This window comes from Alishewanella sp. WH16-1, assembly GCF_001441695.1.
In the GTDB taxonomy this organism is placed as follows: domain Bacteria; phylum Pseudomonadota; class Gammaproteobacteria; order Enterobacterales; family Alteromonadaceae; genus Alishewanella; species Alishewanella agri.
Map to the genome: position 1 here is coordinate 60148 of NZ_LCWL01000092.1, position 25457 is coordinate 85604.

23 protein-coding genes and 1 riboswitch are annotated in these 25457 nt (G+C 53.5%); of the genes, 11 read left to right on the forward strand and 12 right to left on the reverse strand.

What is annotated here, in order from left to right:
* Positions 1 to 207: 207 nt before the first annotated feature.
* Positions 208 to 1989, forward strand: a complete 1782-nt coding sequence (locus tag AAY72_RS08365; RefSeq protein ID WP_057786767.1) for a histidine kinase — start codon at positions 208 to 210, stop codon at positions 1987 to 1989.
* 43 nt (positions 1990 to 2032) lie between these two features.
* On the opposite strand, the gene AAY72_RS08370 is transcribed toward AAY72_RS08365, so the two are convergent.
* Positions 2033 to 3649, reverse strand: a complete 1617-nt coding sequence (locus tag AAY72_RS08370) for an MFS transporter (RefSeq protein WP_057786769.1) — start codon at positions 3647 to 3649, stop codon at positions 2033 to 2035.
* Positions 3650 to 3973: 324 nt separating this feature from the next.
* On the opposite strand from AAY72_RS08370, the gene narL reads away from it, so the two are divergent.
* Together narL and moeA are read left to right on the forward strand one after the other, a co-directional pair.
* Complete coding sequence (narL, locus tag AAY72_RS08375) at positions 3974 to 4627, forward strand: two-component system response regulator NarL (RefSeq protein WP_008609382.1); 654 nt, start codon at positions 3974 to 3976, stop codon at positions 4625 to 4627.
* The gene (moeA, locus tag AAY72_RS08380) at positions 4624 to 5844 is read left to right on the forward strand and encodes a molybdopterin molybdotransferase MoeA (RefSeq protein WP_057786771.1); all 1221 of its coding nucleotides are present in this window, start codon (positions 4624 to 4626) and stop codon (positions 5842 to 5844) included. The genes narL and moeA overlap by 4 nt, the downstream gene beginning before the upstream one ends.
* A 3-nt stretch (positions 5845 to 5847) precedes the next feature.
* Here the strand turns inward: moeA and modC are convergent, their stop codons facing one another.
* From modC to AAY72_RS17005, 10 genes are all read right to left on the reverse strand, one after another.
* Positions 5848 to 6915: a molybdenum ABC transporter ATP-binding protein gene (gene modC / locus AAY72_RS08385; RefSeq protein WP_057786772.1), complete on the reverse strand. Its 1068-nt coding sequence runs from the start codon at positions 6913 to 6915 to the stop codon at positions 5848 to 5850.
* Complete coding sequence (gene modB / locus AAY72_RS08390; protein ID WP_057786773.1) at positions 6912 to 7595, reverse strand: molybdate ABC transporter permease subunit; 684 nt, start codon at positions 7593 to 7595, stop codon at positions 6912 to 6914. Before modB ends, modC begins: the two co-directional genes overlap by 4 nt.
* 18 nt (positions 7596 to 7613) lie before the next feature.
* The gene (gene modA / locus AAY72_RS08395; protein WP_156411307.1) at positions 7614 to 8417 is read right to left on the reverse strand and encodes a molybdate ABC transporter substrate-binding protein; all 804 of its coding nucleotides are present in this window, start codon (positions 8415 to 8417) and stop codon (positions 7614 to 7616) included.
* Positions 8418 to 8450: 33 nt separating this feature from the next.
* Positions 8451 to 8900, reverse strand: coding sequence for a molybdopterin synthase catalytic subunit MoaE (gene moaE, locus AAY72_RS08400; RefSeq protein ID WP_057786774.1), 450 nt, complete (start codon positions 8898 to 8900; stop codon positions 8451 to 8453).
* A 1-nt stretch (position 8901) separates the two neighbouring features.
* Positions 8902 to 9153 (reverse strand): MoaD/ThiS family protein, encoded by a 252-nt coding sequence (locus AAY72_RS08405; RefSeq protein ID WP_057786775.1) that lies wholly within the window; start codon positions 9151 to 9153, stop codon positions 8902 to 8904.
* The gene (gene moaC, locus AAY72_RS08410) at positions 9146 to 9667 is read right to left on the reverse strand and encodes a cyclic pyranopterin monophosphate synthase MoaC (RefSeq protein ID WP_057786777.1); all 522 of its coding nucleotides are present in this window, start codon (positions 9665 to 9667) and stop codon (positions 9146 to 9148) included. The genes AAY72_RS08405 and moaC overlap by 8 nt, the downstream gene beginning before the upstream one ends.
* Complete coding sequence (locus AAY72_RS08415; RefSeq protein WP_057786780.1) at positions 9664 to 10215, reverse strand: molybdenum cofactor synthesis domain-containing protein; 552 nt, start codon at positions 10213 to 10215, stop codon at positions 9664 to 9666. The genes moaC and AAY72_RS08415 overlap by 4 nt, the downstream gene beginning before the upstream one ends.
* Entirely contained in the window at positions 10208 to 10777 is a 570-nt protein-coding gene (locus tag AAY72_RS08420; RefSeq protein WP_057786782.1) for a molybdenum cofactor guanylyltransferase, read from the reverse strand. Before AAY72_RS08420 ends, AAY72_RS08415 begins: the two co-directional genes overlap by 8 nt.
* 38 nt (positions 10778 to 10815) lie before the next feature.
* The gene (gene moaA, locus AAY72_RS08425; protein ID WP_057786784.1) at positions 10816 to 11787 is read right to left on the reverse strand and encodes a GTP 3',8-cyclase MoaA; all 972 of its coding nucleotides are present in this window, start codon (positions 11785 to 11787) and stop codon (positions 10816 to 10818) included.
* A riboswitch (molybdenum cofactor riboswitch) is annotated at positions 11780 to 11916 on the reverse strand. It overlaps the preceding gene by 8 nt.
* A 70-nt stretch (positions 11917 to 11986) precedes the next feature.
* Complete coding sequence (locus AAY72_RS17005) at positions 11987 to 14515, reverse strand: EAL domain-containing protein (protein WP_057786786.1); 2529 nt, start codon at positions 14513 to 14515, stop codon at positions 11987 to 11989.
* Between the two features lie 220 nt (positions 14516 to 14735).
* Between AAY72_RS17005 and yegQ the strand changes: the two genes are divergently transcribed.
* From yegQ to AAY72_RS08445, 3 genes are all read left to right on the forward strand, one after another.
* Positions 14736 to 16052 (forward strand): tRNA 5-hydroxyuridine modification protein YegQ, encoded by a 1317-nt coding sequence (gene yegQ, locus AAY72_RS08435; RefSeq protein WP_057786788.1) that lies wholly within the window; start codon positions 14736 to 14738, stop codon positions 16050 to 16052.
* A 1-nt stretch (position 16053) separates the two neighbouring features.
* On the forward strand, positions 16054 to 16245 hold the full coding sequence (locus AAY72_RS08440; protein ID WP_040291969.1) for a YfhL family 4Fe-4S dicluster ferredoxin: 192 nt from the start codon (positions 16054 to 16056) through the stop codon (positions 16243 to 16245).
* 69 nt (positions 16246 to 16314) lie between these two features.
* Positions 16315 to 18105: a sensor domain-containing phosphodiesterase gene (locus AAY72_RS08445; protein ID WP_057786790.1), complete on the forward strand. Its 1791-nt coding sequence runs from the start codon at positions 16315 to 16317 to the stop codon at positions 18103 to 18105.
* A gap of 47 nt (positions 18106 to 18152) precedes the next feature.
* Here AAY72_RS08445 and AAY72_RS08450 read toward each other — a convergent pair whose 3' ends face one another.
* The gene (locus AAY72_RS08450; RefSeq protein ID WP_008985378.1) at positions 18153 to 18992 is read right to left on the reverse strand and encodes a LysR family transcriptional regulator; all 840 of its coding nucleotides are present in this window, start codon (positions 18990 to 18992) and stop codon (positions 18153 to 18155) included.
* 149 nt (positions 18993 to 19141) lie between these two features.
* On the opposite strand from AAY72_RS08450, the gene AAY72_RS08455 reads away from it, so the two are divergent.
* The 5 genes from AAY72_RS08455 (at position 19142) to AAY72_RS08475 (ending at position 25454) form a co-directional block, all read left to right on the forward strand.
* Positions 19142 to 20317, forward strand: coding sequence for an acyl-CoA dehydrogenase (locus tag AAY72_RS08455; RefSeq protein WP_057786791.1), 1176 nt, complete (start codon positions 19142 to 19144; stop codon positions 20315 to 20317).
* Positions 20318 to 20330: 13 nt separating this feature from the next.
* Positions 20331 to 22532 (forward strand): thiamine pyrophosphate-dependent enzyme, encoded by a 2202-nt coding sequence (locus tag AAY72_RS08460; RefSeq protein ID WP_057786794.1) that lies wholly within the window; start codon positions 20331 to 20333, stop codon positions 22530 to 22532.
* Positions 22529 to 23554, forward strand: coding sequence for a hypothetical protein (locus AAY72_RS08465; RefSeq protein WP_057786796.1), 1026 nt, complete (start codon positions 22529 to 22531; stop codon positions 23552 to 23554). Before AAY72_RS08460 ends, AAY72_RS08465 begins: the two co-directional genes overlap by 4 nt.
* 102 nt (positions 23555 to 23656) lie before the next feature.
* Positions 23657 to 24133 (forward strand): DUF2569 domain-containing protein, encoded by a 477-nt coding sequence (locus AAY72_RS08470; protein WP_057786797.1) that lies wholly within the window; start codon positions 23657 to 23659, stop codon positions 24131 to 24133.
* Positions 24134 to 24323: 190 nt separating this feature from the next.
* Complete coding sequence (locus AAY72_RS08475; RefSeq protein ID WP_057786798.1) at positions 24324 to 25454, forward strand: efflux RND transporter periplasmic adaptor subunit; 1131 nt, start codon at positions 24324 to 24326, stop codon at positions 25452 to 25454.
* Positions 25455 to 25457 lie beyond the last annotated feature (3 nt).

Here is a 25457-nt window from a genome sequence, read left to right on the forward strand (position 1 = left end):
ATACCCCAAAGGTGGTAGTGTGGTTATTGGTTAAATGCTTGAAAATACAAGCCTTGACTGAGCGGGCCTACTCACTTTGTCTGAAGGTGTACTCTGGCTGGGGAAAAGGGGGTAGCCCAAGTATCCCCGTAGATTTGGTAAGCGGATTTTTCTGCAGGAAAGGCGCTGGCGGGTTAAGCTTAGAACAGATAGTAGTGGGAGTTTCAGATGCGCACCTTTTCAATTGTTACCCGGATCAATATCGCTCTGGCCTGTATCGTGGCGTTGGCGTTATCAACGATGATGGTGTCGTATTGGTTGTCGGATAAGGCTGACAGCGATGCGTATGCAGTTAATGTTGCCGGCTCGCTGCGGATGCAAAGCTACCGGCTGGCCTGGTTACATCAACAGCAGGATCAGCAAAAACTGCAGCAGGCGTTACAGCAATTCTCCTATAGCTGGCAGCATCCGGTATTTAAACGCTTTTTAAACCAACCAGAGATTTCAGAGAAGTACCAAACGGCACAGCAGCATTGGTTGCAACTGGCGACTCAGTTCGGCGATAGCCAGGCCTTGCCGTTGTTGGAACAGCAACTGACAGAGCAGGTGCGTTTGCTGGATGAGTTGGTGTTGATAATTCAACAAGATGCTGAAAGTAAAGTGAAAACCTTTCGCTCGGTACAGGTGATAGCGGTACTGGCGACCATTCTGCTGTCAATTATCGTGATGTACTGGTTAAAAGTGATGGTTGAAGAGCCGTTACAGGAGTTGATCCGTGGTGCCCGCCGCATTGCGCAGGGCGATTTTACCCATCGGATTACGCCGCAGCATCCGGACGAACTGGGGATGCTGGCGACCAGTTTTAATAAGATGAATACCGCCATTGGCTATATGTATGGCAATCTGGAAAAGCGGGTGGAAGAACAAACTGCAGAGCTGACCCAAACTAATACTACCCTGAAGTTTCTTTACAATACCGCACAGCGGATCAGTGAGCACACGACTGAATATCATGATTTTTCAGAAATTATTGGCGAGCTGCGTCAGATCACCGGGTTAAGCGACATTGAGCTGTGTTTATTTACGGAGCAGGGCAATCAGCCGTACCTGCAGGTACAAGCTGCAGAGGGGCAGGACCCTTGTGCTGCTGAAAACTGTGCTGACTGCTTAAGCAGTGAGCAGCCGCTGCGGGCAGATTGTCAGCTACATAATTTTGTGTTGCAACGCGATCGCAATCAATACGGCGTCCTGGTGGTGCGACTGGTACCCGGACAGCCATTATTACTGTGGCAGCAGCGGCTGGTGACGGCGATTGCCGATCAGCTGGCGCTGGCGCTGAGTTTAAAATCGGAAGAGGAGCAGGTGCGGCGGCTGGCATTGATGCAGGAACGGACAGTGATTGCCCGCGAGCTGCACGATTCGCTGGCGCAGGCGCTGTCCTACCTGAAAATTCAGGTTACCCGGTTAAATAAAGCTATCGCCAAAGACGATAGGGCGGTGATGCAGGACGTCTCTTCTGAATTGAAAAGTGGGCTGGATGCCGCGTACCGACAACTTCGGGAACTGTTAACCACCTTCCGCTTAAAGGTCGATGGCGCCGGTTTACTGAGTGCACTGCAAACGACGGTACAGCAGTTGACTGAGCAGTCGGAGCTGCAAATCCGGCTCGATTATCAGTTAAGCAATATTCCGCTGGCACCGAATGAGGAAATTCATTTACTGCAAATTATTCGTGAAGCGAGTCAGAATGCAGTTCACCATAGTCAGGGTCAGAATCTGACGATTAGCTTACAGCAGGATAGCAGTAAACATATTTTGCTGGCGGTGGAGGATGATGGTGTCGGGATCCCAGAGCGGGCTGAGAAGATGAACCACTATGGTCTGGCGATTATGCAGGAGCGCAGCAAACATCTGACAGGTGAGCTGATGATCCGGCGCCGCGCCGAAGGTGGCACCGGGGTGTATTTCCGGTTTTTACCGGAATATTTACAGCAACCGAAAAGCGCCTGATAAAATAAGGGGCGCCACAGCGCCCCAAGCCAGCCACCCTGGTTTATGGGTTATAAAACTCGCCGCTTTTCCGCAGGTAGAAGAACCAGTTTAATACCAGACACAGCGCATAGAAGATGGCAAAGCCGATCATCGCATATTCCGGGGTTGCGGCTTTGATCTGCTCACCAAATACCTGTGGAATATAGAAAGCACCGTAGGCGGCGACGGCAGAGGTCCAGCCCAGCACCGGCCCGGCTTGTTCTTTTGGAAACACCACGGCAATGGTTTTAAAGGTTGATGCATTACCAATGCCGCTGGCGGCAAACAACAGCAGGAAAATCAGGAAGAACGGCATAAAGTACTGCTCTGGTGTTGCCGATTGATAAGCCTGCTGCATAAAGAAGGCGGCACCTAAGGCTGCCAGTACCATCACCACGGCACAGATCTGGGTAACCAGAGCACCACCTAAACGGTCTGAGATCCAACCACCCACTGGCCGGATTAAGGCGCCGATAAAGGGGGCGATCCAGGCATAGGTCAGGGCGCTGGGACCATTCGGATTCGGAGTGTTGTGGGTCATCACGCCATCTACCATCAGGTGGCTGTAGCCAAAGATCACCTGGATAGATAACGGCAGCGCGGCAGCAAAACCGATAAAGGAACCAAAGGTCATAACATACAGAATGCTCATGACCCAGGTGTGCTTATTATTGAAAATCTTATACTGCCGGTCCAGACTGGCACGGATGGCGCCCGGCAATACTTTCAGCGCCAGTACTGTGGCCATTGGCACCAGCACTAATACCAGTTCTTTCGGAATACTAAAGCCGGAGCCATTGGCACTGGCCGGTAGAATCAGCCATAAACCAATTACCGAGGCGATCAAGCCAATGCCGTACATCGCCAGCTGAATGGAGAAGGAACCGACGGCGCTCGGTAGCTTAGGTGTTACCTCTTCAGTATTGATGTTATTCATGCCAAACCAGATGGCAAAGGCCAGCGGGATTAACAGCAATAGCCATAAGAAACCGCCATTCTGGATCCAGGTTTCACTTCCAGCCGGGATACTCCCAATCAGGGTACCACTGGCCTTTTGCAGGATCATCGGCTCACCGCCACCGACCAGGGTAAAGGCACCAAAGGTCATAAATAGCGGGATCAGGATCTGCATGGTGGTGACACCAAAGTTACCCAGGCCGGCATTCATGCCCAGCGCTAAACCTTGCTGTTTTTTCGGGAAGAAGAAGCTGATATTCGACATTGAAGCGGCAAAGTTACCACCACCGATGCCGGATAATAAGGCCATCAACTGAAACACCCAGAACGGTGTATTGGGATCCTGTAGTGCGATGCCGGTGCCAAACGCTGGGATCATCAATAAGCTGGTGGTAAGGAAAATGGTATAGCGCCCACCACAGAGCCGGACAAAGAAGCTGGCAGGAATGCGCAAGGTCGCGCCACTTAAGCCAGCGATTGCTGCCAGGGTAAAGAGCTCCGAGGCGGAATACGGAAACCCAAGATTTAGCATCTGAACACTAATGATGCTCCACATCATCCAGACCGCGAACCCGCAGAGCAGGCTCGGAATGGATATCCATAAATTACGGTTGGCAATACTGCGCCCGCTTTGGTGCCAGAAATTCTCGTCTTCTGGCTGCCATTTTCTTAAATCAGACATCTGGTAACTCCTGTTGTCTTGGCAGAGTGCTTACTGAAGCAAGTCTGATTAGCAATGGCGGGAGACACAATGTATCTAAGGAGTTAGCCAAAGACGTGGGCCAGCTAAGACGAGGTATCACTAAAGTGGTAGTCGCAAGGATTAGGGCTGCAATTATCAAATATTTTCAATAAGATAATGCTGCTTAGTGTTGCGTTGCCTGCCCGCAGAACTCTAGCGGCCAAAATAGGTAGCGGCGGCTAACATGATTTATATCAAAGTATCCGTAGCATAGATCTAAGCTAATATGGGTAAAGCCACGAGACAGGCAGTCAGGAGCAGGTTATGTCAGAGCAAAAATCCAGCGTAATGCTGGTTGATGATCACCCTTTATTACGCAAAGGCTTAAAGCAGCTACTGGCGTTGGAAGACGAGTTAGAAGTCATAGCGGAAGCCAGTAATGGTCAGGATGCGATTAAACTGGCGGCTGAGCTGGATCCGGATTTGATTATTCTTGATCTGAATATGCAGGGCATGGATGGGCTGGAAACCTTAAAACGGATGCGCGATGAAGGCGTGACGTCCCGTATCGTGATGCTGACGGTATCGGATGCCGATGAAGATATTGTCAAAGCCATCAGTAATGGCGCCGATGGCTATTTATTAAAAGATACCGATCCGGAAGTGTTACTGGATCAAATTAAAAAAGCGCTGGAAGGCAAAATGGTGTTAAGTGAAGCCATTACCCAGGTGCTGGCCACTGCCTTGCGCCGGCCACAGGCAAAAACGCCGGCTGAGCTAAACAGTTTAACCAACCGCGAATATGAAATTTTGCATCTGATTGCCAAAGGAATGAGCAATAAAGTGATTGCCCGCGAACTGAATATCTCTGATGGTACCGTGAAGGTACATGTTAAACATCTGCTGAAAAAGCTGGGCTTACGCTCACGGGTTGAGGCCGCCGTCTGGATGGTTAACCAGCAGGGCGGTAAGCTATGACAGCAAGCCTTTTGCTGCCGGTGGCGGATGCCCTGGCGCAGATGTTAGCGCAAGTCAGTGCCGTCACAGCAACCGAACGGGTGCCACTGGCGCAGGCTCTGGACCGGGTACTGGCAGAGCCGGTGCTGGCCAGTTTTGACGTGCCGGGCTACGACAACTCAGCGATGGATGGCTATGCGGTACGGGCGGCTGAGGTCAAAGCCGGGCAAGCGCTAACGCTACAAGGTTCGGCACTGGCCGGCCATGCCTTTACTGCTGCGTTAGCGCCACAAAGCTGCGTGCGGATTATGACCGGTGCTGTAATGCCAGCGGGTGCCGATACGGTCATTATGCAGGAGCAGGTACGACTGCAAGATGGCAAAGTCATCGCAGATTTTGTGCCGAAAGTGGGTGAAAATGTACGCAAAGCTGGCGAAGATCTAAAAAATGGGCAGCAGGTGCTCAGTGCTGGTTGCCGGTTAACTGCGCCACAATTAGGCCTATTGGCGTCGCTGGGTATTGCTGATGTGGCGGTCAGGCGTAAGCTAAAGATTGCGATCTTCTCTACGGGTGATGAGCTGGTGTTACCGGGACAGCCGTTACCGGAAGGTCATATCTATGACAGCAACCGGGTAGTATTGCGCGCCATGCTGCAACGCCTTGGGGTCGAGGTGTTGGATCTGGGATTATTGCCGGATCAGCCAGAGGCGATCCGCCAGGCCTTTCAAAGGGCAATGCGGGAGGCGGATGCGCTGATTACCAGTGCCGGCGTCTCGGTTGGCGATGCCGACTATACGCGGCAAATTCTGTCTGAACTGGGCCAGGTGAATTTCTGGAAAGTAGCGATTAAACCCGGTAAACCTTTTGCCTTTGGTAAATTGGAAAACTGTTGGTTTTTTGGTTTGCCCGGTAATCCGGTGGCGGCTGTGGTGACGCTGGATCAACTGGTGCAGCCGGTGCTACAAAAACTGGCCGGTGCTACTGTCTCGCCAGCTAACCAACTCACAGCAGTGACGACTGTGACCTTAAAAAAACAGCCAGGTCGCGCGGATTATCAGCGTGGTTACTATTGGGCCACTGCCGAGGGGCTGTTTGTAAAAACCTTGGGCAGCCAAAGCTCAGGTATGCTTAGCTCCATCGCCAATGCCAATTGCTATATCGTGCTGCCGCAAGACAGCGGCAGTGTTGCCAGCGGCGAAATAGTGACTATTCAGCCTTTTGGGAAGCTGCTGCAATAGTGCTTAATCCATCGCCACCGCTTTAATTTGGGCAAACAGCTGTTGGCCGGGTTGTAATTGCAGGCGACTGACGGAGCGGCGGCTTAACCTGGCCAATAAGGGTTGTCCGGCCAAACGCAGTAACAACAGTTGATGCCCCGGATGAGGATCGGCCTCAATCTGTTCCAGTTCTACCCTTAAGCAATTATTCACGCTGGAAAATTGCGGTTGCACCAGACTGACTGCCACGTCACGGGCCAGGATCCGGGTGCGGACATTTTGGCCTTCGGCCAGTTGCAGGCGTGAGATCAGTAGCCGCTGGCCATCAGGCAGCTGTAATTCACTCATTTCATCAGCGGTATGCTGCAATACGGTGGCAAGTAGCATCGAGGCGGCATCGGCATCCTGCGCCAGTGGTAAGTCGGGTTGGGTCAGCAGTTGTTGCAATGGCCCCTGCGCCTGAACCTTGCCTTGTTCCAGTAACACCAGATAATCGGCCAGCCGGCAGACTTCATGGATGGCGTGGCTGACATAAATGATTGGAATAGCCAGATGCTGGTGCAGACGTTCCAGATAAGGCAGAATTTCCGCTTTGCTGCGCTGATCCAGAGCCGCCATCGGTTCATCCATCAGCAGTAAGCGTGGGCTGGTTAGCAGGGCACGCGCCATCGCTACCCGTTGCCGTTGTCCGCCTGACAGTTGTTGCGGGTAGCGTGCGAGCAGTGTTTCCAGCCCCATCAGGCTGATGGTTTCGTCCAGTGCGACCTTGCGCTGGGCGGGGGGCAGGCGGCGATAGCCAAACTCAAGATTTTTAGCGACCGTCAGATGCGGAAATAAACTGGCTTCCTGAAAGACATAACCCAGCGGGCGCTGATGTACCGGCACAAAGTGTTGCTGACTTTGCCAGATTTCTCCATTGACCCGCAGCTCGATGCCGGCATGCCGTTCCAGCCCGGCCAGACATCGCAGAATAGTCGTTTTGCCGGAGCCAGAACGGCCAAACAGCGCACTCACACCGCTGCCGGGCAGATCAAGCGTCACGTCCAGTTCAAAATTGCCCTGTTGCAGTTGCAGTCTGGCTTCAATACTCATGCGATACTCACCACTTTAAATTTACGGTTAAGCCCGTATACCAGCAGCAGCAGAGTAAAAGACAATGCCACCAGAATGGCAGCCAGGGTATGGGCGGCGGCGTAGTCCATCGCCTCAACATGGTTGTAAATGGCAATAGAAGCAACCTGAGTCTGTCCCGGAATATTACCGCCAATCATAATAATGACGCCAAATTCGCCCAGGGAATGGGCAAAGGATAACACGGCAGCGGTGAGAAACCCCCTTCGCGATAACGGCAATACCACGTACAGAAAGCGATCCAGCGGAGATGCTCTTAAGGTGGCGGCCACTTCCAGCATCCGGCCACCGGCCGCCTGAAACGCTGCTGTCAGCGGCTGCATCACAAATGGCAGTGAATAGATCATCGACCCGATAACCAACCCGCTGAACGTAAAAGCCAGATGGTTAAAGCCCATGGCTTGCAGGCTGCCGCCAACCCAGCCATGGGGGCCAAGCAGCAGCAACAGATAAAAGCCCAATACTGTCGGTGGCAGCACTAGCGGCAGCATAATCATCGCTTCAATGATGCTGCGACCCCGCCAGCGGGTGTGCGCCAGCCACCAGGCCAGCGGCGTACAGAGCGCTAACAGCAGGCCGGTGCTGATCAGGGCCAGTTTAAAGGTAACCCATAAAGCACTCAGATCATCGGCTGATAGCATTGGTTACTCCCCGTAGCGTTAGTGTGCCGTATTAGTAACACGGTAGCCGGCAGCTTCGATAATGGCAACGGCTTCAACGCTTTGTAGCCAGGTAACAAAGTGTTCGGCGGCGGCCAGCAGTTGTGGATCGGCTGCTGCACGGTTCAGGATCACCGCTTGTTGGATTATCGGTTGGTATAGTTCTGCCGGCGGCAACCAATAAGAGCCGCTGATTTGACCGGCACTGTCTTTAAGCTGCGCCAGCGCGACAAATCCCAACGCTGCGGCACCAGAGGCAATCTGACCATAGGCTTGGGCAATCGACTGGGCCCGCACCAATTTTTGTTGTTGTGCCAGCGGTTGCCACAGTTCCAGTGCAGTCAGCACTTGTTGTGCCGCCAGACCATAGGGCGCGTGGCGTGGTTCTGCCATGCTCAGATGCCGGAAGTGCTGACTGAACAGGATATTGGCCCTGGCATCGATCAGTGTCGGATCGGCAGACCAGAGTACCAGCACGCCTTCAGCATAAGTAAAACGTGAGCCGGACCGGGTGAGCCCGGCCTGTTCCAGGCTTGCCGGCCGCTCACTATCCGCTGAAAAAAACAGATGAAAGGGTGCATCCTGCCGGATTTGGGTGTAGAGCGCGCCGGAGGAGCCGGCGCTGAGTAAAAAGGTCTGAGGCTGTTGTTGCTGATAGCGGCTAATCAGTTGCTGCAGAGTGCCGTGAAAGTTAGCCGTCACGGCGATACGCAGTGGTTCTGTAGTTGGCTGCTCCGCCGCGCTGACAGGGGTAGCCCATAGCCAGCAGAGCAGGGTTAGGATAAAGCGTAACATCAGCTGCATCAGTTTGCCCTCGTTATGGTTTTAGCGAACAGCTTATTGCCAGCGCTTTAATGCAGCTTGATCGCTGACTTTCGCCACAACCCAGTATTCGCCGCTGGACGTGTGTTCTTTTTTCCAGAACGGTGCGCGGTTTTTCAGGTAATCCATAATAAATTCGCCAGCCGCAAAGCCTGCGGCCCGATGCGCACTGGCGACGCCGACAAACACGATTTGCTCGTTGGGTAACAGGGTGCCGACCCGATGGATAATGGTAACCGCGCCCAGTTGCCAGCGCTGCTGTGCCTCGGTTGCGATCTGGGTTAACGCCTGCTCGGTCATGCCCGGATAATGTTCCAGTGTCATGCTTAGCAGCTCTGCCTCTGCCAACTCCCTTACCAGACCCGTAAAAGTGACGACGGCGCCGCAGCGGGCATCTTGCCGCAGCAGCTCGTATTCGCTGGCAACCGAAAAGTCCTGTTGTTGTACCTGTATTCGCAGCGTCATGCTAGCCTCCGGTCACCGGCGGAAAGAAGGCCAGTTCATCGCCGGCAGCAACCGGGTGTGATAAATCGACCAATTGTTGGTTAACGGCACACAGCAGCTCGGCGTTGGCTAGATGTTGCTGCCAGTGCGCAGATTGACTGGCGAGTTTGTTCAGCACCTCGCGCGCGGTCAGGTGCTGCCCAGTGATATCCAGTGTGGTGCTGGCGCAAGCTAAACGTTCGCGCAGCGCGGCAAAAAACAAAATTTTAAGCATCGGCGCTCTCCCATGCAGATTGGTTCTGCTGCAACTCAGGTTGATATTGATAGTGACCGGATTTACCGCCGGTTTTTTCCAGCAAACGTAAATCGCTAATGGTCATTGTTTTATCTACCGCTTTACACATATCGTAAATCGTCAAGGCGGCGACACTGGCGGCGGTCAGGGCTTCCATCTCGACACCGGTACTGCCGCTAAGCTGACAGCAGGCTTCGATACGGATCTGACCGGCGGCCGCATCCAGCTGAAAATCGACACTGACTTTGCTTAACAGCAGCGGATGACAGAGCGGGATCAGGTCGCTGGTTTTTTTGGCCGCCATAATGCCGGCAATGCGCGCAGTGGCCAGCACATCGCCTTTTTTTAGCAGTGCCTGTTCAATCAGCAGAATTACCTCGGGGCGGGTTTGCACCAGGGCGCCGGCGCGGGCCAGGCGTTGGCTGTCGGCTTTAGTGCTAATATCAACCATCGCCGCCGCACCTTGTTGATCGAGATGGGTTAGGGTATTCATGCGCCGGTCTCCGCAGTAGTACAGCCGCTGGCCGGGCTGTTTTTCAGGTGTGGAATAAAATTACAGGGGCCGGTATGGCCATCCAGCTGTGGCAAAATCAGTTGTTGCATCGCCAGGGTGCAGGCGGAGCCTGAGCCCGGCATCGCAAATACTAAGGTGCCATTAGCCAGCCCAGCTAAAGCGCCGGATTGCATTGCCGCCGAGCTGAGTTGCTGCCAGGATAATTGCCGGAACAGCTCGCCAAAGCCCGGTACCGTTTGATCCAATAACGGTGTGACAGCAGCAACGGTGCAATTATCGGCGGCGTAACCGGTACCGCCATTAATCAGAATAGCCTGTACCTCAGCACTGGCGATCCAGCGGCTGAGCAGGGCGCGCAGCTGATAGAGGTTATTCGGCAGTACCGCACGCTCTACCAGTTGATGACCGGCCTGAGTTAACAGCTGACACAGCAGATCGCCGCTGCTGTCATTTTCCGCTGTACGGCTGTCGGAGACGGTCAATACCGCCAGTTGTAGCGGATAAAATTGCCGGGCAATTTTAGTCATGACATGGTTCCTCCAAAACGGCAGCCTGCAGCAGTGCGCTCAGGCACTGCTGCCACTCTGCCGGGGTATTGGTATTAAATAGTTCAGCCGCGGGCGCCGGACGTACTGTGCAGTGCAGTTTTGCCAGCAGTGCTTTAACTGAGCGTTCACCGGCATCCAGTTGCTGTTCGATCAGGAGCGCCAGCTTGGGGGCGGGGCGCAGCGCCAGTGGCAGCGGCCAATCGCGAAAGCAAACTGCTTGTTCGTTGTCGCCGGGCATTAATAGTTGCAGGCTGCTGGCGCTAAGCAGCGGTAAATCAATCGGCAGTACCAGCAACACCGGCTCAGTACAATAGCGCAGTGCAGCCGCGATACCGGCCAGTGGCCCCTGACCAGGCCTGAGATCCTGAATATAAGTCGTGCCGGGCTGATTGCGACTAAGCAGAATCTGGCTGGCGCCGGCTTGCTGCGCCAGTTGCTGCATATGTTGCAGCAAGCTTAGCTTACCCAGGCGCAGTTCGGCTTTATCCTGTCCCATCCGACGGGATTGGCCACCAGCTAAAATCAGGGCGCTAAATGACATTGGTTACTCCAGCATGCTGTTGTAGACAAGACTGCGTCTTAGCCGCCAATTTGCGCTAAATGCCGGGTGCTGCCACTGTGCTGCTGTTGCAGTTGATGGCTCTCGGCTTTACCGGCTACTGCTTGCTGCAGAAAGCGCTCCAAGGGCGCACTGTGCTCACTTTGCAGTAAGCTGCGTAGATCCTGATAGCTGTCGGTAAACAGGCACAGATATAACTGGCCTTTGCTGGACACCCGCAGGCGATTGCAATCGGCACAGAAATCTTTGCTGTAGGGCATAATCAGGCCTATGCGGCCCTGATAGTGCGGATGAGCATATTCCAGCGCCGGGCCATCACTCAGGCCTTTTGGCAGTAACTGCCAGCCTTGGGTTTCCAACTGCTGCTGAATGCTGGCGCCGCTTAAATGCTGTCGCTGATAGAAGTTGAGGTTGTCATTGGTGCGCATCAGCTCGATAAAGCGCAGCGACACGTCCTGCTGTTTTACAAAACTAAGAAAATCCGGCAACGCCAACGCATTATGCTGCTTTAACAGCACCGTATTGATTTTGACTTGCTGAATGCCAACGGCTTTGGCTGTGGCGACACCGGCCAGGATGTCGGCCAGTTTGTCCTGGCCTGTAACCAGATGAAAGGTTGCCGCGTCCAGGCTATCGATACTGACATTAACTGCATCCAACCCTGCAGCTTGCCAGGCGGCGGCATCACGTTTTAAGCGATAACCATTAGTCGTCAGGGCGACTTTTTCGATGCCGGGTACGGCCTTACAGGTGGCGATAATTTCCGTTAAATCTTTACGGAGCGAAGGTTCACCACCGGTGATCCGCACTTTGCGGGTGCCGAGGCGGGCAAAGGCAGTAACCAGGCGGCGGATTTCCGGCAGTGTCAGCTCGCCGGCCCGGGAGTCGCAATCAGTGCCATCGGGCAGGCAGTAAGTGCAGCGAAAGTTACAGCTTTCGGTTACGGAGAGCCGTAAATAGGTAAAACGGCGCTGATACGCATCAATAAGCATACTAATGACACCTTTCCAGGTTGGGAGGTGAGGCCGTTTCCCGCCACACCCGGTGGTATTATTACCACGGCACACCGTTCATACCTGCAGGCAGGGTTAGAGCCGGTGGCTTCGGCGTTGTGTAGTAAGCTTAAAGTAGTGAAGCAGCTTTTGTTATTGCCATGAAGGAGCGTTTGGCTACCCCTTTGGGGGTAGCGGATTAGCTTGCCGCGAGCTGGCTGCTCTGCGCTAGTAATGGTGCCAGCTCTGTCGCCGGCACCGCCGGTGAAACCAGAAAGCCCTGACCGGTGTCGCAGCCGGCCGCCAGCAGAAAGTCGCGCTGCGCCTGCTGCTCGATACCCTCGGCAATGACTTCTAAGCCCAATGCCTTGGCCATAGCGATAATGGCCAGGGTGATCTGACTATCACTTTCACTTTGCGGTAAATCGCGGATAAAGCTGCGATCAATTTTTAGCGCATCCAGCGGTAAGCGGCGCAGATAAGATAATGACGAGTAGCCGGTACCAAAGTCATCAATCGACAGCCGCAAGCCCAGGGCTTTGAGTTCCGTCAATACACTTAAGGTATAGTCGGCGTGCTCCGGAATTAAGCAGCTTTCGGTTAGCTCCAGCTCCAGCAGGGACGCGTTGATATCACTTTGCTGCAAAATTGCCCGTAGCCGGGGCAGAAAATCGCTTTCAGCCAGCTGTAATGCCGAAATATTAACTGCCACCGGCAGCGCCCGCTCACCCCAGCGCCTCAGTTGATGACAAACCTGACGTAATACCTGTTCGCCCAATTGATGAATTAGCCCAAGTTTTTCCGCCAGTGGAATAAACAGCGCTGGTGAAATCATCCCCAGCTCCGCATCCTGCCAGCGCACCAGCGCTTCCAGGCCGATAATATCGCCACTCTGTAACGCAAATTTGGGCTGATAATAGACCTGTAGCAGTTGCTGACGCAGTGCCAGGCGCAGGGCTTGCTCCAGTTTTAGTTCTTCTTCATTTTGTAAGCCGCTACTGGCCTGATAAAAACTAAACTGATTACGGCCGGCACTTTTTGCCTGATACATGGCAACATCAGCATGTTTGACTAACAGCTCGGCATTATGACCATCTTTCGGATAAACGCTGATGCCAATACTGGTGGTTAAGAAAAACTCTTGTTCCAGCAACTGCACCGGCCGTTCAAACTGCGAAATCAGTCGCTGTGCCAGCCGCTCCAGCGATTTCACACAACTGACTTCCGGGATCAAAATAGTAAATTCATCACCACCAATACGCGCCACCGATTCTCCTTCGCGCACCGTGGCCTGTAAGCGCCTTGCTACTTCTTTTAATGCCTGATCGCCGGCCAGATGCCCCAGCGTATCGTTAATCCGTTTAAATAAATCTAAATCGAGAAACATCACCGCCAGCGTGTGTTGATGGCGATGGGCATTGGCCAGTGCCAGTTGTAGCCGATCGAAAAACATCCGCCGGTTCGCCAAGCCGGTAAGCTCATCCATATAGGCCAGTTGGTGAATTTTTTCTTCCTGCTGTTTGCGCTCGGTAATATCGCTAAAAATTGACGCATATTGCGTAATCTGGCCATCTTCGGCGCGAATGGCCGTAATGCTTAGCCACTGTGGATAAAGCTCGCCATTTTTACGCTTATTCCAGATTTCACCTTGCCAGTGGCCTTGCTCGAGCAGAGTCTGCCACATGCGGCGGTAAAAATCGGTAGTATGCAAACCGGAGCTGAGCAAGCGTGGGGTTTGACCCATTGCCTCTTCCTTGCTGTAGCCGGTCAGCTTAGTAAAGCTGGGATTCACCGACTGAATAAAGCCATGCTGATCGGTGATCATAATGCCGTCCATCGACGCATCAATCACTTTATGTGCCAGCCGTAAATAGTCGGCCGAAGTACGTAGTGCGTTATCGCGATCGCGTAGCTCCGTTTTTAGCTGTTCAATATAGGCATATTCAACATTGCGCAGAATGGCACTAAAAGACAGTAAACCACAAATATTGTCATCTTTGGTGACGCCAAGATGACGAATGCCATGCTCGGTTAACTGTTCTACCGCTTGCAGCAGCGTCAATTCCGGCGCTACCGTTAGTAGTGGTCGGCTGGCCAGCTCGCCTATTGATGACACGTCACAGTTCTCTGCCAGTAAACGCACCAAATCGCGTTCAGTGACCAACCCGTAATCATCAGCGCCAAAGCAAATAATGGCGGCGTCAGCGCGGTGATGGCGCATTTCCGCCACTGCTTCAGCCAAAGGCAAGGCGGCAGCCAAATGCAGCGGTGCCTTGTCAACACAGCTGCCAACGTCCCGAAAGCGCAGATAAAATTCAATTTTTTGCTGGCGGATAATATCGCTTTGCGTCAGTAACCCTATCGGCCGTTGTTGTGGGTCCACTACCAGCAAGCGGCGGATATTATGATTCAGCATTAAACTGGCTGCACCGCTAACCCGGGTCAAACCACTGGCACTGATCACCGGTGATGACATCACTGAGCCAACCTTGATCTCTGACGGTTTGCTGCCGGCAAAGTCTAGTTTCCGGGTGTCAGCTTCGGACCAGATGCCAGTGATCTGACCTTGCTCTTCTACCAAAATACAGCTGACGCCATGGCTGCGCATCAGCTTTGCCGCTTGTTGCAGGCTGGTTTGTGGCGGGCAGGTTAGCAAGGGCTTTTTAATCAGCTCAGCGATGGTCGGCTCGGCGTCGGTATTTTCAGTACCTAATAACAGCTCAGACATAGATTGCTCAATGTAGCAGTAAGATGGCGGTAGTATAAAAGTATCAGTTTAAGGGTTATTGATCTGGAACAAGGCTGCTTAAGAAGTGAACACAGAGATTGGACTGACCAGTATATGAAGAAAGAGTGATTTAGTCAGCTGGTGAAGCTTGCGCTGGATCAATGCAAGGTGAAAATAGCCGGTTAAAATCGGCGCCCTGATCCTGACTGAGACCCTATTGATGTTTAAACCTGAACTCTTATCACCCGCCGGCAGTTTAAAAGCAATGCGGCTGGCCTTTGCCTATGGTGCCGATGCCGTTTATGCCGGCCAGCCACGTTACAGCTTGCGGGTACGCAATAATGAGTTTGATTTAGCGGCGCTGGAGACAGGGATCAACGAAGCCCATGCCTTGGGTAAGCGCTTTTATGTGGTCGTGAATATCGCACCACATAATAGCAAGTTGACCACCTTTGTCCGCGATATGCAGCCGGTGGTGGCGTTAAAGCCGGATGCGCTGATTGTGTCTGATCCTGGCGTGATTTATTTGCTGCGGCAGCATTTTCCGGAGCAGCCGCTACATTTATCGGTGCAGGCCAATACTGTTAACTGGGCGGCGGTAAAGTTCTGGCAAACGCAGGGGGTGGAGCGGGTGATTCTGTCACGCGAATTATCTGTCGAGGAAATTGCTGAAATCCGCCGTGAAGTGCCGGAAATGGAGCTGGAGGTCTTTGTGCATGGCGCGCTCTGTATGGCCTATTCCGGGCGTTGTTTGCTCTCGGGTTATATCAATAAGCGGGATCCGAATCAGGGCACCTGTACTAACTCCTGCCGCTGGCCCTATCAGGTGCATGCCGCAGTAGAAGATGAGGTCGGGCAATTTAAGCCGATCAGTACCCCGGCGCTGCTGGAAGAGCAAGGGCGGCCCGGTGAACTGATGACCATCGACGAAGATCTGCATGGCACCTATATTCTGAACTCAAAAGACTTACGCGCGGTTGAGCATGTGCAGGCGTTAACCGCTATGGGCGTGCATTCCCTGAAAATTGAGGGCCGCACCAAGTCACCTTATTATGTTGCCCGTACCGCTCAGGTGTATCGCAAGGCGATTGATGATGCGGTGGCCGGCAAGGCTTTTGATAGCAAGCTGTTAAGTGAATTGCAAGGCATGGCTAATCGTGGTTTTACGGAGGGCTTTTTACGTCGCCATAAGCCGCAGGATACGCAAAATTATGATACCAGTCACAGTGTGGGTGAGCAGTTACTGGTTGGCGAATTTATCGCTGAGCAGGATAGCGAAGGTTTTGCCTTACTGGAGGTAAAAAACCAGTTTGCGGTTGGCGATCAGCTGATTCTAATGATGCCAAAGGGCAATCAAATCTTCCGACTGGAAGCACTGCGTAATCAGCAGGATCAGGAGCTGCTGCTGGCACCCGGTGCTTGTTATCAGCTGAAAGTAAAGTTGCCGGAGCAGGTTCTATTGCAGCATGCGATGTTGCTAAAACAGCTACCCGTTCCCAGTGCGGCAACAGCCGGTTTAGCGACCGAGATTGCTTAAGATGACGGCCGTTATTGAGGTAAGTTGCATTAATTGTGATATGTGTGTGCCGGAGTGTCCAAACGAGGCCATTAGCATGGGGCCTCTGCACTATCAGGTCGATCCGGCACGCTGCACCGAGTGCGTTGGGTTTTACGATAAACCAACCTGTATTGAAGTTTGCCCGATTGATTGTATCGAAATTGTCAGTTAACACTGTGCTTGCATTGATGTAGTGCGATGTCTAATATGTTGTAACCAAAGGGCAGCAGTTAGCCAAACTATGCAAGCACGCTTCAGTACCGAGGAAATTTTCCGGCAATTAGCCGATGTGTTAACACAGAGCGGCTATCCGGATTTTTTACCCACCTTGGTACAGCGATTGGCCGAAATTCTTGACGTTGAATACTGTCTGATTGCTGAAGCCACAGCGACCTCAACCGAAGCCCGCACCATAGCGCTGTGGGGCCAGGGCCAGCTGCTCGATAATATCACTTACCCGCTGAAGGGCACGCCCTGCGAAACCGTGCCGGAGCGCGAGCCTTGTGTTTATGCACAGGGCGTTTGTCAGGTATTTCCGGATGATGTACTGCTGGTTGACCTGGGGGTCGAAAGCTATCTTGGTATGCCGATTTTAAACACCAGTGGTCAGAAGATGGGTATTCTGAGCATTATGGCGACCAAACCACTACAAATGCCGGAAATCGGTCGCGAAGTGCTGCGGATTGCGGCAGCCCAAGTGGGTGCTGAGCTCGAGCGCACGCAGAGCGAACGCTTTATCCGGAAATTGACCTATCGGGATAACGTCACACAACTGCCTAACCGGGCGCATTTGCTGGAAAAACTGCAAAACTGGCCGAAAGCTGATGTCTCGAAAGCTGCACTGGGTCTGGCGTTAATTGATATCAGCCGTTTTAAAGAACTGAATGATCTGTTTAGCTTTAAAGTCGGTGATGAGTTATTAGCGGCCGTAGCCGGCCGCTTGCGCCAGGATTTACCAGAGAGCTGTTATCTGGCGCGCTATTCTGCCGATCAATTTGCGCTGCTCAGCCCGGTGTATTCTGTGCGGGAGCTGGAGCAATTATGCCGGCAGGTACAAAAGCTGTTTATGTGGCCCTTTCATTGTGCCGGTAAGGATTTTGCGCTGCATGTAAATTTGGGTTGTGCCCTGGTTGCCAGCGATGAATTAAATGGTCCGGAATTGCTGCGGTTTGCCAGCATTGCGCTGGCCGAGGCGAAGAGCAGTGGTGGTGGGCTGAAAGTATTCGAGCCGTCGATGAGCCAGGCACTGAGTCAGCGGCAAATCGTGCTGGAGCGCTTTATGCTGGCGCTACGCAGTGGCAAACTCAGTTTGCACTATCAGCCGCAGATCGATTTAGCCAGTTGTCAGCTTTCCGGCGCCGAGGCGCTGTGTCGCTGGTATGATGAGGAATGGGGTTGGGTGCGGCCGGATACCTTTATTCCGCTGGCGGAAGAGCGCGGCCTGATGCCGGAGCTGGGAAACTGGGTAATGCAAACCGCCTGCCGGCAACTGAATTTATGGCAGCAAAGAGGTTATCGTTTACCCGGACGCCTATCAGTTAACGTTTCGGCCCGGCAATTGGATAATGAACAACTGGTCAGTGATTTTGCGACTTGCAGTAGTGGTATTACACCTACTCAGATAGAACTGGAAGTCACCGAATCGTTGATTATGGAAAATGCGGAGCGTTCGCTGCGACAAATGGCCGAGTTAGAAGCCATGGGTTTCAGCTGGGCCATTGATGATTTTGGAACCGGCTATTCTTCGCTGGCTTATCTGACCCGTTTTCGTGCCTCCACGCTAAAGATTGACCGAGCCTTTATCAATAATATCCCCGGTGATCACCATCATAATATGGTGGTAAAAACCATTCTGGCGATGGCAAAAAGTCTGGATATGCTGACCATTGCCGAAGGGGTGGAAACGGCAGAGCAGGCGGCTTATCTGTTGCAGCTCGGCTGTGCCCGGGCGCAGGGCTACCATTTTGGTAAGCCGGTACCGGCCGATGAGTTTGCTGAGCGTTGGTTAAAGCCGCTGGCAGTAAAATCCTGAGCTCCAAGATCCTAAGCCTAAATCCTGATAACTTTCTAAGTGTAGTGTTAAAGCGCACTACTCTGGCTACAGAGCTGTTGCAGTACCGGCAAGGCCGGATGGGCGTTGTCACTGCGATAGGCCAGGGCAATGGTGCGCTCCAGCTGCAGGCCGGCAATGGGTTTTAACGCCACATCACTACGCTCTAGCAAGTTGTCAAAATCCGGTACCAGCGCACAACCCACCCCGGCCGATACCAGGCCCAAGGCATATTCTATGGTTTGAATATCAGCACGGATCGCCGGCTGAATATTGCGCCGGCTTAGCTGCGGGTACAGTAAATCCCAGGCATCACAGGGCGTGCGTTTAATCAGTGGCAGGTCCTGAAAATCGTCCAGTGTCAACTGCGATTGCAGGCTGAGCGGCCAGGCCGGTGGCAGTGCCAATAAATAGCGGTCCCGCCAGATCGGTTGTAATACTTCACCACCTTGTTGCTGCGCCGGGGTAATAATCCGCGCATCGCAAGGCGCATCCGGCTCGACCAGGTGCAGTTCCAGCCCCGGCACTTGCTGGCTAAACTCACGCAGCAGTGCACTCATCCGCTCGACGCCCAGGGCGCGGATCAAGCCTAGGCGAAAACGTACCTTGGCAGCCGGGGCCTGAAACGAGGCTTTTAGCGAGGCCAGCTGTGCCAGTAACTTACCGGCATGGCCATACAGCTTATCGCCTTCCTCCGTTGGGGTAACCCCTTTGGGCAGGCGCAGAAATAAACTCACTCCCAACTCCTGCTCTAACTGCAACAGGGCCGCCGATAACGAGGGTTGGGCGACACAGCATTGGCGCGCCGCAGCGCTGATACTGCGCTGTTCATAGACCGCAACAAAGTATTTGAGTTGGCGAATATCCATAGTTAAAAGCTATAGCATCTACAGAATTAATATATTTTAACTTTATATCAGGCCGCAGTAGAGTGAGCAACAGAGTAAGACGTTTTGGCGTTAACTGTCGGTTATTACAGCGAATGTCAGGCGTTTCCCATGACATAATGAGGTGTAAGATGGCGCGTCCACAATTTGACTGGCAAGATCCGTTTCAATTTTCCCAACTGTTAACCGAAGAAGAGCGGCTGATCCGTGATACCGCCCATCAGTATTGTCAGGAACGCTTACAAACCCGGGTGTTAATGGCCAACCGCGAAGAGCATTTTCACCGTGAAATTATGAATGAGCTCGGCGAATTAGGCTTGCTTGGCGCGACCTTGCCGGAAAAATATGGCTGCTCAGCCGTTAACTACGTCAGCTATGGCCTGGTCGCGCGCGAAGTGGAGCGGGTGGACAGCGGTTATCGCAGTGCCATGAGTGTGCAATCCTCGCTGGTGATGCATCCGATCTACGAATATGGCACCGAAGCGCAGCGCATGAAATATCTGCCCAGGCTGGCGACCGGTGAGTGGGTAGGCTGCTTTGGTTTAACCGAGCCGGATGCCGGCTCCGATCCGGCCAGTATGCGCACTACCGCCAAACGGATTGACGGCGGTTATCTGCTTAACGGCAGCAAGATGTGGATCACTAATAGCCCGATCGCCGATGTGTTTGTAGTATGGGCTAAGCTGGACGGTGAAATTCGCGGCTTTGTGCTGGAAAAAGGCATGGCCGGTTTGTCGGCACCAAAAATTGAAGGCAAGTTCTCACTGCGTGCCTCTATTACCGGTGAAATCGTGATGGATAATGTCGCCGTGCCGGAAGATGCCTTACTACCTAATGTCAGTGGCCTGAAAGGCCCCTTTGGCTGTCTGAATAAAGCCCGTTACGGCATTGCCTGGGGCGCACTGGGTGCGGCCGAGTTTTGCTGGCATGCGGCGCGGCAATATACGCTGGATAGGATCCAGTTTGGCCGGCCGCTGGCGCAAACCCAATTAGTACAAAAGAAACTGGCCGATATGCAAACCGAGATTAGCATTGGCTTGCTGGCCTGCTTACAGGCCGGCCGCTTAATGGATGCCGGTTTGCTGCCACCAGAAACTATTTCGCTGATTAAACGTAATTCCTGTGGCAAAGCACTGGAGATTGCCCGCATCGCCCGCGATATGCACGGCGGTAATGGTATTGCCGATGAATACCATGTTATTCGCCATGTGATGAACCTCGAGGCGGTGAATACCTACGAAGGTACCCATGATGTGCATGCGCTGATCCTGGGCCGTGCCCAGACCGGCTTGCAAGCCTTTAGCTAAGCCGGAGGCCAGCATGACCGAAGCCTTGCACCCCTGGTTGCAGGGGTTTTTGGCGCGCATCGAACAAGGCGCCTTACCCACACCACACTGGCCGGACAGTCTGAGCGATAGCGATCTGTACCGGCTGTGGCACAGCCAGCTTTGCAGCCGGCTGCTGGATTTACAGTCACGCTTACTGCAAGCCAAAGGCCAGAGTTTTTATACCATTGGCAGTGCTGGCCATGAGGCTAATGCTGCGGTGGCCGCAGCACTGCGCCTGAGCGATCCGGCATTTTTACATTACCGCAGCGGCGCCTTTTTTATTGAGCGTAGCAAGCAGCTACCCGGCAGTACACCGCTGTATGATATGTTGTTGTCGTTTTGTGCTTCCAGTGAAGATCCGATCTCCGGCGGCCGGCATAAGGTGCTGGGTAGCCTGGCACTGAATATTCCGCCGCAAACCAGTACCATTGCTTCGCAATTACCCAAAGCGGTCGGCACGGCCTTTGCCATTGATCTTAGTAAGCGGCTTGGCCAGCCCGGTAACTGGCCGGAAGATGCGATAGTGGTCTGTAGCTTTGGTGATGCCTCGGCCAACCACTCGACGGCACAGGGCGCCATTAACTCAGCCTGTTGGGCGGCTTATCAGCATGTGCCGCTGCCGATTTTGCTGGTCTGTGAAGACAATGGCCTGGGGATCTCCACCCCGACACCGCAAGGCTGGATCGAACAAAGCCTGGCTGAGCGGCCAGAGCTGCGCTACTTTGCCGCTGATGGCAGCGATTTAGCCGAAACACTGCGCGTCGCCAAGGCGGCCGCACACTATGTCCGCAGCAAACGCGCACCGGCACTGCTGCATCTATCGACGGTACGCTTATTTGGTCATGCCGGCGCCGATGCGGAAGTGGCCTATCGCAGCAAACAGCAAATTGAAAGCGAGCTGGAGCAGGACCCGTTATTAGCCAGCAGCGGTATGCTACTCAGTCGCGGCACCTTATCGCAGGCTGCACTGTTACAAAGTGTGCAGCAGCTGGCGGCGCAAATTGCCCGCGTGGCTGCCGTGGCCAGTAGCCGGCCCAAACTGACCAGCGCGGCCGCTGTGATGGCCTCGATTGCGCCGAATTATCCCGCTTTACCGACACCGCCATTGCCGCTGCCAGCTGTGCGACAGGCGTTATTTGCCTTTGACCAGCATAACCTGGGTAAAGGCCAGCATTTAGCCAAGCTGTTAAACTGGGCGCTGCACGATCTCTTTGCGCAATACCCGCAAACCCTGCTATTTGGCGAAGATGTCGGCAAAAAAGGCGGCGTTTATGGCGTATCGCAGCATTTGGTCCATGCTTTTGGCGCCAACAGAGTGATTAATACCTTGCTCGATGAGCAAAGTATTCTCGGGCTGGCGATTGGACTGGCGCAGCAGGGCTTTTTGCCTATTCCGGAAATTCAGTTTCTGGCCTATGTGCATAATGCCGAGGATCAGATCCGTGGTGAAGCGGCAACGCTGCCGTTTTTCTCCAATGGCCAGTACCATAATGCGATGGTGATCCGTATAGCGGGTCTGGCCTATCAGCGCGGCTTTGGTGGCCACTTTCACAATGATAATTCCTTTGCGGTGTTTCGCGATATTCCGGGCATTATTCTGCTCTGTCCGTCTAACGGTGCTGATGCGGTGCTGCTATTACGCCAGGCGGTTGAGCTGGCCTATCAGCAAAAGCGGCTGGTGATCCTGCTCGAGCCGATCGCGCTCTATATGACGCGGGATCTGCTACACCCTGGCGATGGCTTATGGCTTTGTCAGTACCCAGAGCCTGAGCAACCGTTGCCAGCGCTCGGCGAGCCGGCGGTTTATGGCGAGGGTGAGCAGCTGGCGGTCATTAGCTACGCTAATGGTTATTATTTAAGTCGCCAGGCGTTAGCGGAATTGCCGCAGCAGGCAGCGGACATCCGCTTACTTGACCTGCGCTGTCTGGTGCCGCTGCATATCGATGCCATTATTCAGGCGCTGGGCCCTTGTCGCAAAATTCTGCTGGTGGATGAATGCCGCCGTCGCGGTTCACTCAGCGAAGAACTGTTTACACTGCTGCATGAAGCGCGGCCCGGGTTTTATCAGATCCAGCGTATTACCGCTGAAGACAGCTTTATTCCACTGGGGGCGGCCGCCTATCAGGTGCTGCCATCGAAAGCGCAAATCAGCAGTGCCATGCAGCAGTTACTGACTGCGGAGGTATTAGTATGAGTGGTAAAAAAACCGCCGTCGTCGTTTGCCCCGGTCGTGGCAGCTATAACCGCACTGAGCTGGGCTATCTGAAACAGGTCGCCGCCGACCGTAGCTGGCTTAAGCAATTTGATACTGTGCGGGAGCAGCTCGGGTTAAGCACGGTAACGGCACTGGATCAGGCGCCGGCCTTTAGTAGTCGCGAGCATTTAAAAGCCGAGAATGCGGCAGCACTGATTTATGGCTGTGGCATCGCCGATTTTGCGGCCATTTATCGCGAACAGGTAGAGATCGTGGCGGTAACCGGCAATTCGATGGGTTGGTATACTGCGCTCGGCTGTGCCGGTGTCTGGCAGGGCGACAGTCAGATGCAGCTGGTCACCGGTATGGCGCAGCTGACGGCGGAGGCGGCCGGGGCGCAGTTTATCTATCCGCTGGTTAATAGCGACTGGCAGCCCGATGCCGTAAAGCAACGCGCCGTAGCAGAGCAGCTATGGCAGCATCAGGGTGCGCTCTTTATGTCGATTGTGTATGGTGGTTACGCGGTACTGGCGGGGACGCAGCAGGCTGTGCAAGCCGCGATGCAGGCCCTGCCGCCCTGTGATGAGCGTTTTCCGCTATTGTTACCCGGCCATGCCGCCTTTCATAGCCCACTGATGCAGCCGGCCTCAGATCAGGCGATGAGTCGTTTTTCCGAGCAACTGTTTCACCCGCCGCAAATCCCGCTGATTGATGGCCGCGGCCAGATTTGGCCTGCCGGTTTAGCCCAGGCCACGGCACTAAAAGCCTATACCCTTGGCGATCAGGTCTGTCAGACCTATCACTTTAGTAAGGCTATCGAGGTAGCAGTAAAAGAGTTTGCGCCGGACCATCTGATCTTACTCGGCCCTGGCAGTAGCCTTGGTGGCGCAGTCGCACAAAGTCTGATTGCTGTTAACTGGCACAACTGGCAAAACAAAGCCGATTTTAGTCAGGCGCAGCAGGCAGCATCCCCCTTTGTGCTTAGTATGGGGCTACCGGAGCAGCGCAAGCTGCTTTGCTAATCTCAAAGAAATCTGCGACTATCTGTTCGGTTAAATATGGCCAGTGTCTGAGGAGCTCACTCCTGACACTGGCGACAATTAGTATTGCTCACGGAGGGCAGAATGAGTGACAAAATGGAAGCACGACAGCTTGGCGGTTGGCTAATTTTGGTTGGAATTGGCATTGTTGTCAGCCCGTTTAAAATTAGTCTGTTAATCTACAATACCTATCCTGAACTCTTTAATGTCGATATTTGGCGGACACTGACTAGCCCAGAGAGTGCTCATTACAACCCGTTTTGGGCGCCGTTTATTTTTACCGAACTGGCCATTAACTGTAGTTTAGTGTTGGGGTGGCTGGTGATTGGCTATAAATTCTTTCTGCGACGTCAGGGGTTTCCGAAATGGTATATCGGTATTGCTTTGTTTACGTTGGTTTTTATTTTTCTTGATGCCTTAGCGCTAAAACTAATTTTGCCAGATGAGCCGCTGTTTAATAAAAATACCAGCACGGAGTTTATTCGTTCGTTAATCATGGTTCTGATTTGGGTGCCTTATATGCTGTTCTCGACCCGGGTTAAAGCCACCTTCGTTCGTTAGTCTTGCACCTGCTGCATTACTTTTCGATGCAGTGCGACATGACTGCTACACTTTATCCCATGCCTGACGCTATTAAACGCAAGCTGGAATTTTTGCGCTTGATAACATACAGTCGTGTATGTATATTGTTGGGCAAGGTAGGATTGGCAAAATCCGCCTGACATAATTTCTTCAATCTTCAGGGGCAAGCATGCAGCAATTTCAAGTTATTCTGCGCAAGAGCAGCGTTTTCGCGATCCTAATCGGGCTGTTAAGTGGCTGCAGTGAACCGGCTCCGCAAGCGCAAGCCGCGCCGGGGTTACCGGAAGTCGGGGTCTATCAAATCCAGTCTCAGTCGTTAGCACTGGTCACCGAATTACCCGGCCGTACCACCGATTTCAGACAAGCAGAAATCCGGCCACAGGTCAGCGGTATCCTGCAAAAGCGGCATTTTACCGAAGGGCAGCAAGTAAGCGCCGGTGAGCTGTTATATCAAATCGATCCGGCGCCTTATCAGGCGGCACTCGCCACCGCCGAGGCTAATTTAAGCCGGGCACAGGCGGCCGCAACCAATGCTCAGCAGCGTCTGAAGCGGTTACAGGGGCTGATAGCTTCGCAAGTGGTTAGCCAGCAAGATGTTGACGATGCCCGCGCCACCGTACTGCAAGCCGAAGCGGAAGTGCAAGCCGCAGCCGCACAGCGACAAGCTGCTCGTATCAATTTGGATTACACCCGCATTACCGCTCCCATCGCCGGTCAGATTGGCCGTTCGATGGTTACTGAAGGCGCACTGTTAACAGCAAATCAGGGCGAAGTATTAGCCACTATCCGGCAACTTGATCCTATCTACGTTGATTTAACGCAATCCAGTAGCGAATTGCTGCAATTACGGCGGCAATTAACCGGTACGCAGCAACAGGCTGTCAGCGTCAAGTTGGCGCTGGAAGATGGCAGTCAGTATCCGGCTGCGGGTGAGTTACAGTTCTCAGAAGCCAGTGTTGATCCCAGCACCGGTATGGTGACCTTAAGAGCGGTGTTCCCGAATCCGGATAGGCTGTTATTACCCGGTATGTTTGTCCGTGCCAGTCTGGCGCAGGCTGAACAGGCCAATGTTGTACTAGTACCACAAGCCGCAGTACAGCGTTTGCCGAAAGGCGCGACTCAGGTCCTGGTGGTGAATAACGAGCAACAGGTTGAAGCCCGGCAAATCACGCTCGGTCGCAGTTATCAACAGTACTGGGTAGTACAGGATGGGCTGGCCGCGGGTGAACGGGTAATCGTTGCCGGCCTGCAAAAAGTGCAGCCGGGTGCTCAGGTTAATGCTGTAGCAGTACAGGAGTAACAG

Excerpts from the sequence above, each read along its gene's own strand:
- AAY72_RS08455 (WP_057786791.1), top strand. The coding sequence starts at position 19,142 with ATGGCGCGTCCACAATTTGACTGGCAAGATCCGTTTCAATTTTCCCAA.
- yegQ (WP_057786788.1), top strand. The coding sequence starts at position 14,736 with ATGTTTAAACCTGAACTCTTATCACCCGCCGGCAGTTTAAAAGCAATG.
- AAY72_RS08365 (WP_057786767.1), top strand. The coding sequence starts at position 208 with ATGCGCACCTTTTCAATTGTTACCCGGATCAATATCGCTCTGGCCTGT.
- moeA (WP_057786771.1), top strand. The coding sequence starts at position 4,624 with ATGACAGCAAGCCTTTTGCTGCCGGTGGCGGATGCCCTGGCGCAGATG.
- narL (WP_008609382.1), top strand. The coding sequence starts at position 3,974 with ATGTCAGAGCAAAAATCCAGCGTAATGCTGGTTGATGATCACCCTTTA.
- modC (WP_057786772.1), bottom strand. The coding sequence starts at position 6,915 with ATGAGTATTGAAGCCAGACTGCAACTGCAACAGGGCAATTTTGAACTG.
- AAY72_RS08405 (WP_057786775.1), bottom strand. The coding sequence starts at position 9,153 with ATGCTTAAAATTTTGTTTTTTGCCGCGCTGCGCGAACGTTTAGCTTGC.
- AAY72_RS08445 (WP_057786790.1), top strand. The coding sequence starts at position 16,315 with ATGCAAGCACGCTTCAGTACCGAGGAAATTTTCCGGCAATTAGCCGAT.
- AAY72_RS08465 (WP_057786796.1), top strand. The coding sequence starts at position 22,529 with ATGAGTGGTAAAAAAACCGCCGTCGTCGTTTGCCCCGGTCGTGGCAGC.
- AAY72_RS08370 (WP_057786769.1), bottom strand. The coding sequence starts at position 3,649 with ATGTCTGATTTAAGAAAATGGCAGCCAGAAGACGAGAATTTCTGGCAC.
- AAY72_RS08440 (WP_040291969.1), top strand. The coding sequence starts at position 16,054 with ATGACGGCCGTTATTGAGGTAAGTTGCATTAATTGTGATATGTGTGTG.
- modB (WP_057786773.1), bottom strand. The coding sequence starts at position 7,595 with ATGCTATCAGCCGATGATCTGAGTGCTTTATGGGTTACCTTTAAACTG.
- moaE (WP_057786774.1), bottom strand. The coding sequence starts at position 8,900 with ATGACGCTGCGAATACAGGTACAACAACAGGACTTTTCGGTTGCCAGC.
- AAY72_RS08415 (WP_057786780.1), bottom strand. The coding sequence starts at position 10,215 with ATGACTAAAATTGCCCGGCAATTTTATCCGCTACAACTGGCGGTATTG.
- moaA (WP_057786784.1), bottom strand. The coding sequence starts at position 11,787 with ATGCTTATTGATGCGTATCAGCGCCGTTTTACCTATTTACGGCTCTCC.
- AAY72_RS08420 (WP_057786782.1), bottom strand. The coding sequence starts at position 10,777 with ATGTCATTTAGCGCCCTGATTTTAGCTGGTGGCCAATCCCGTCGGATG.
- AAY72_RS08460 (WP_057786794.1), top strand. The coding sequence starts at position 20,331 with ATGACCGAAGCCTTGCACCCCTGGTTGCAGGGGTTTTTGGCGCGCATC.
- moaC (WP_057786777.1), bottom strand. The coding sequence starts at position 9,667 with ATGAATACCCTAACCCATCTCGATCAACAAGGTGCGGCGGCGATGGTT.
- AAY72_RS08475 (WP_057786798.1), top strand. The coding sequence starts at position 24,324 with ATGCAGCAATTTCAAGTTATTCTGCGCAAGAGCAGCGTTTTCGCGATC.
- modA (WP_156411307.1), bottom strand. The coding sequence starts at position 8,417 with ATGCAGCTGATGTTACGCTTTATCCTAACCCTGCTCTGCTGGCTATGG.
- AAY72_RS17005 (WP_057786786.1), bottom strand. The coding sequence starts at position 14,515 with ATGTCTGAGCTGTTATTAGGTACTGAAAATACCGACGCCGAGCCGACC.
- AAY72_RS08450 (WP_008985378.1), bottom strand. The coding sequence starts at position 18,992 with ATGGATATTCGCCAACTCAAATACTTTGTTGCGGTCTATGAACAGCGC.
- AAY72_RS08470 (WP_057786797.1), top strand. The coding sequence starts at position 23,657 with ATGAGTGACAAAATGGAAGCACGACAGCTTGGCGGTTGGCTAATTTTG.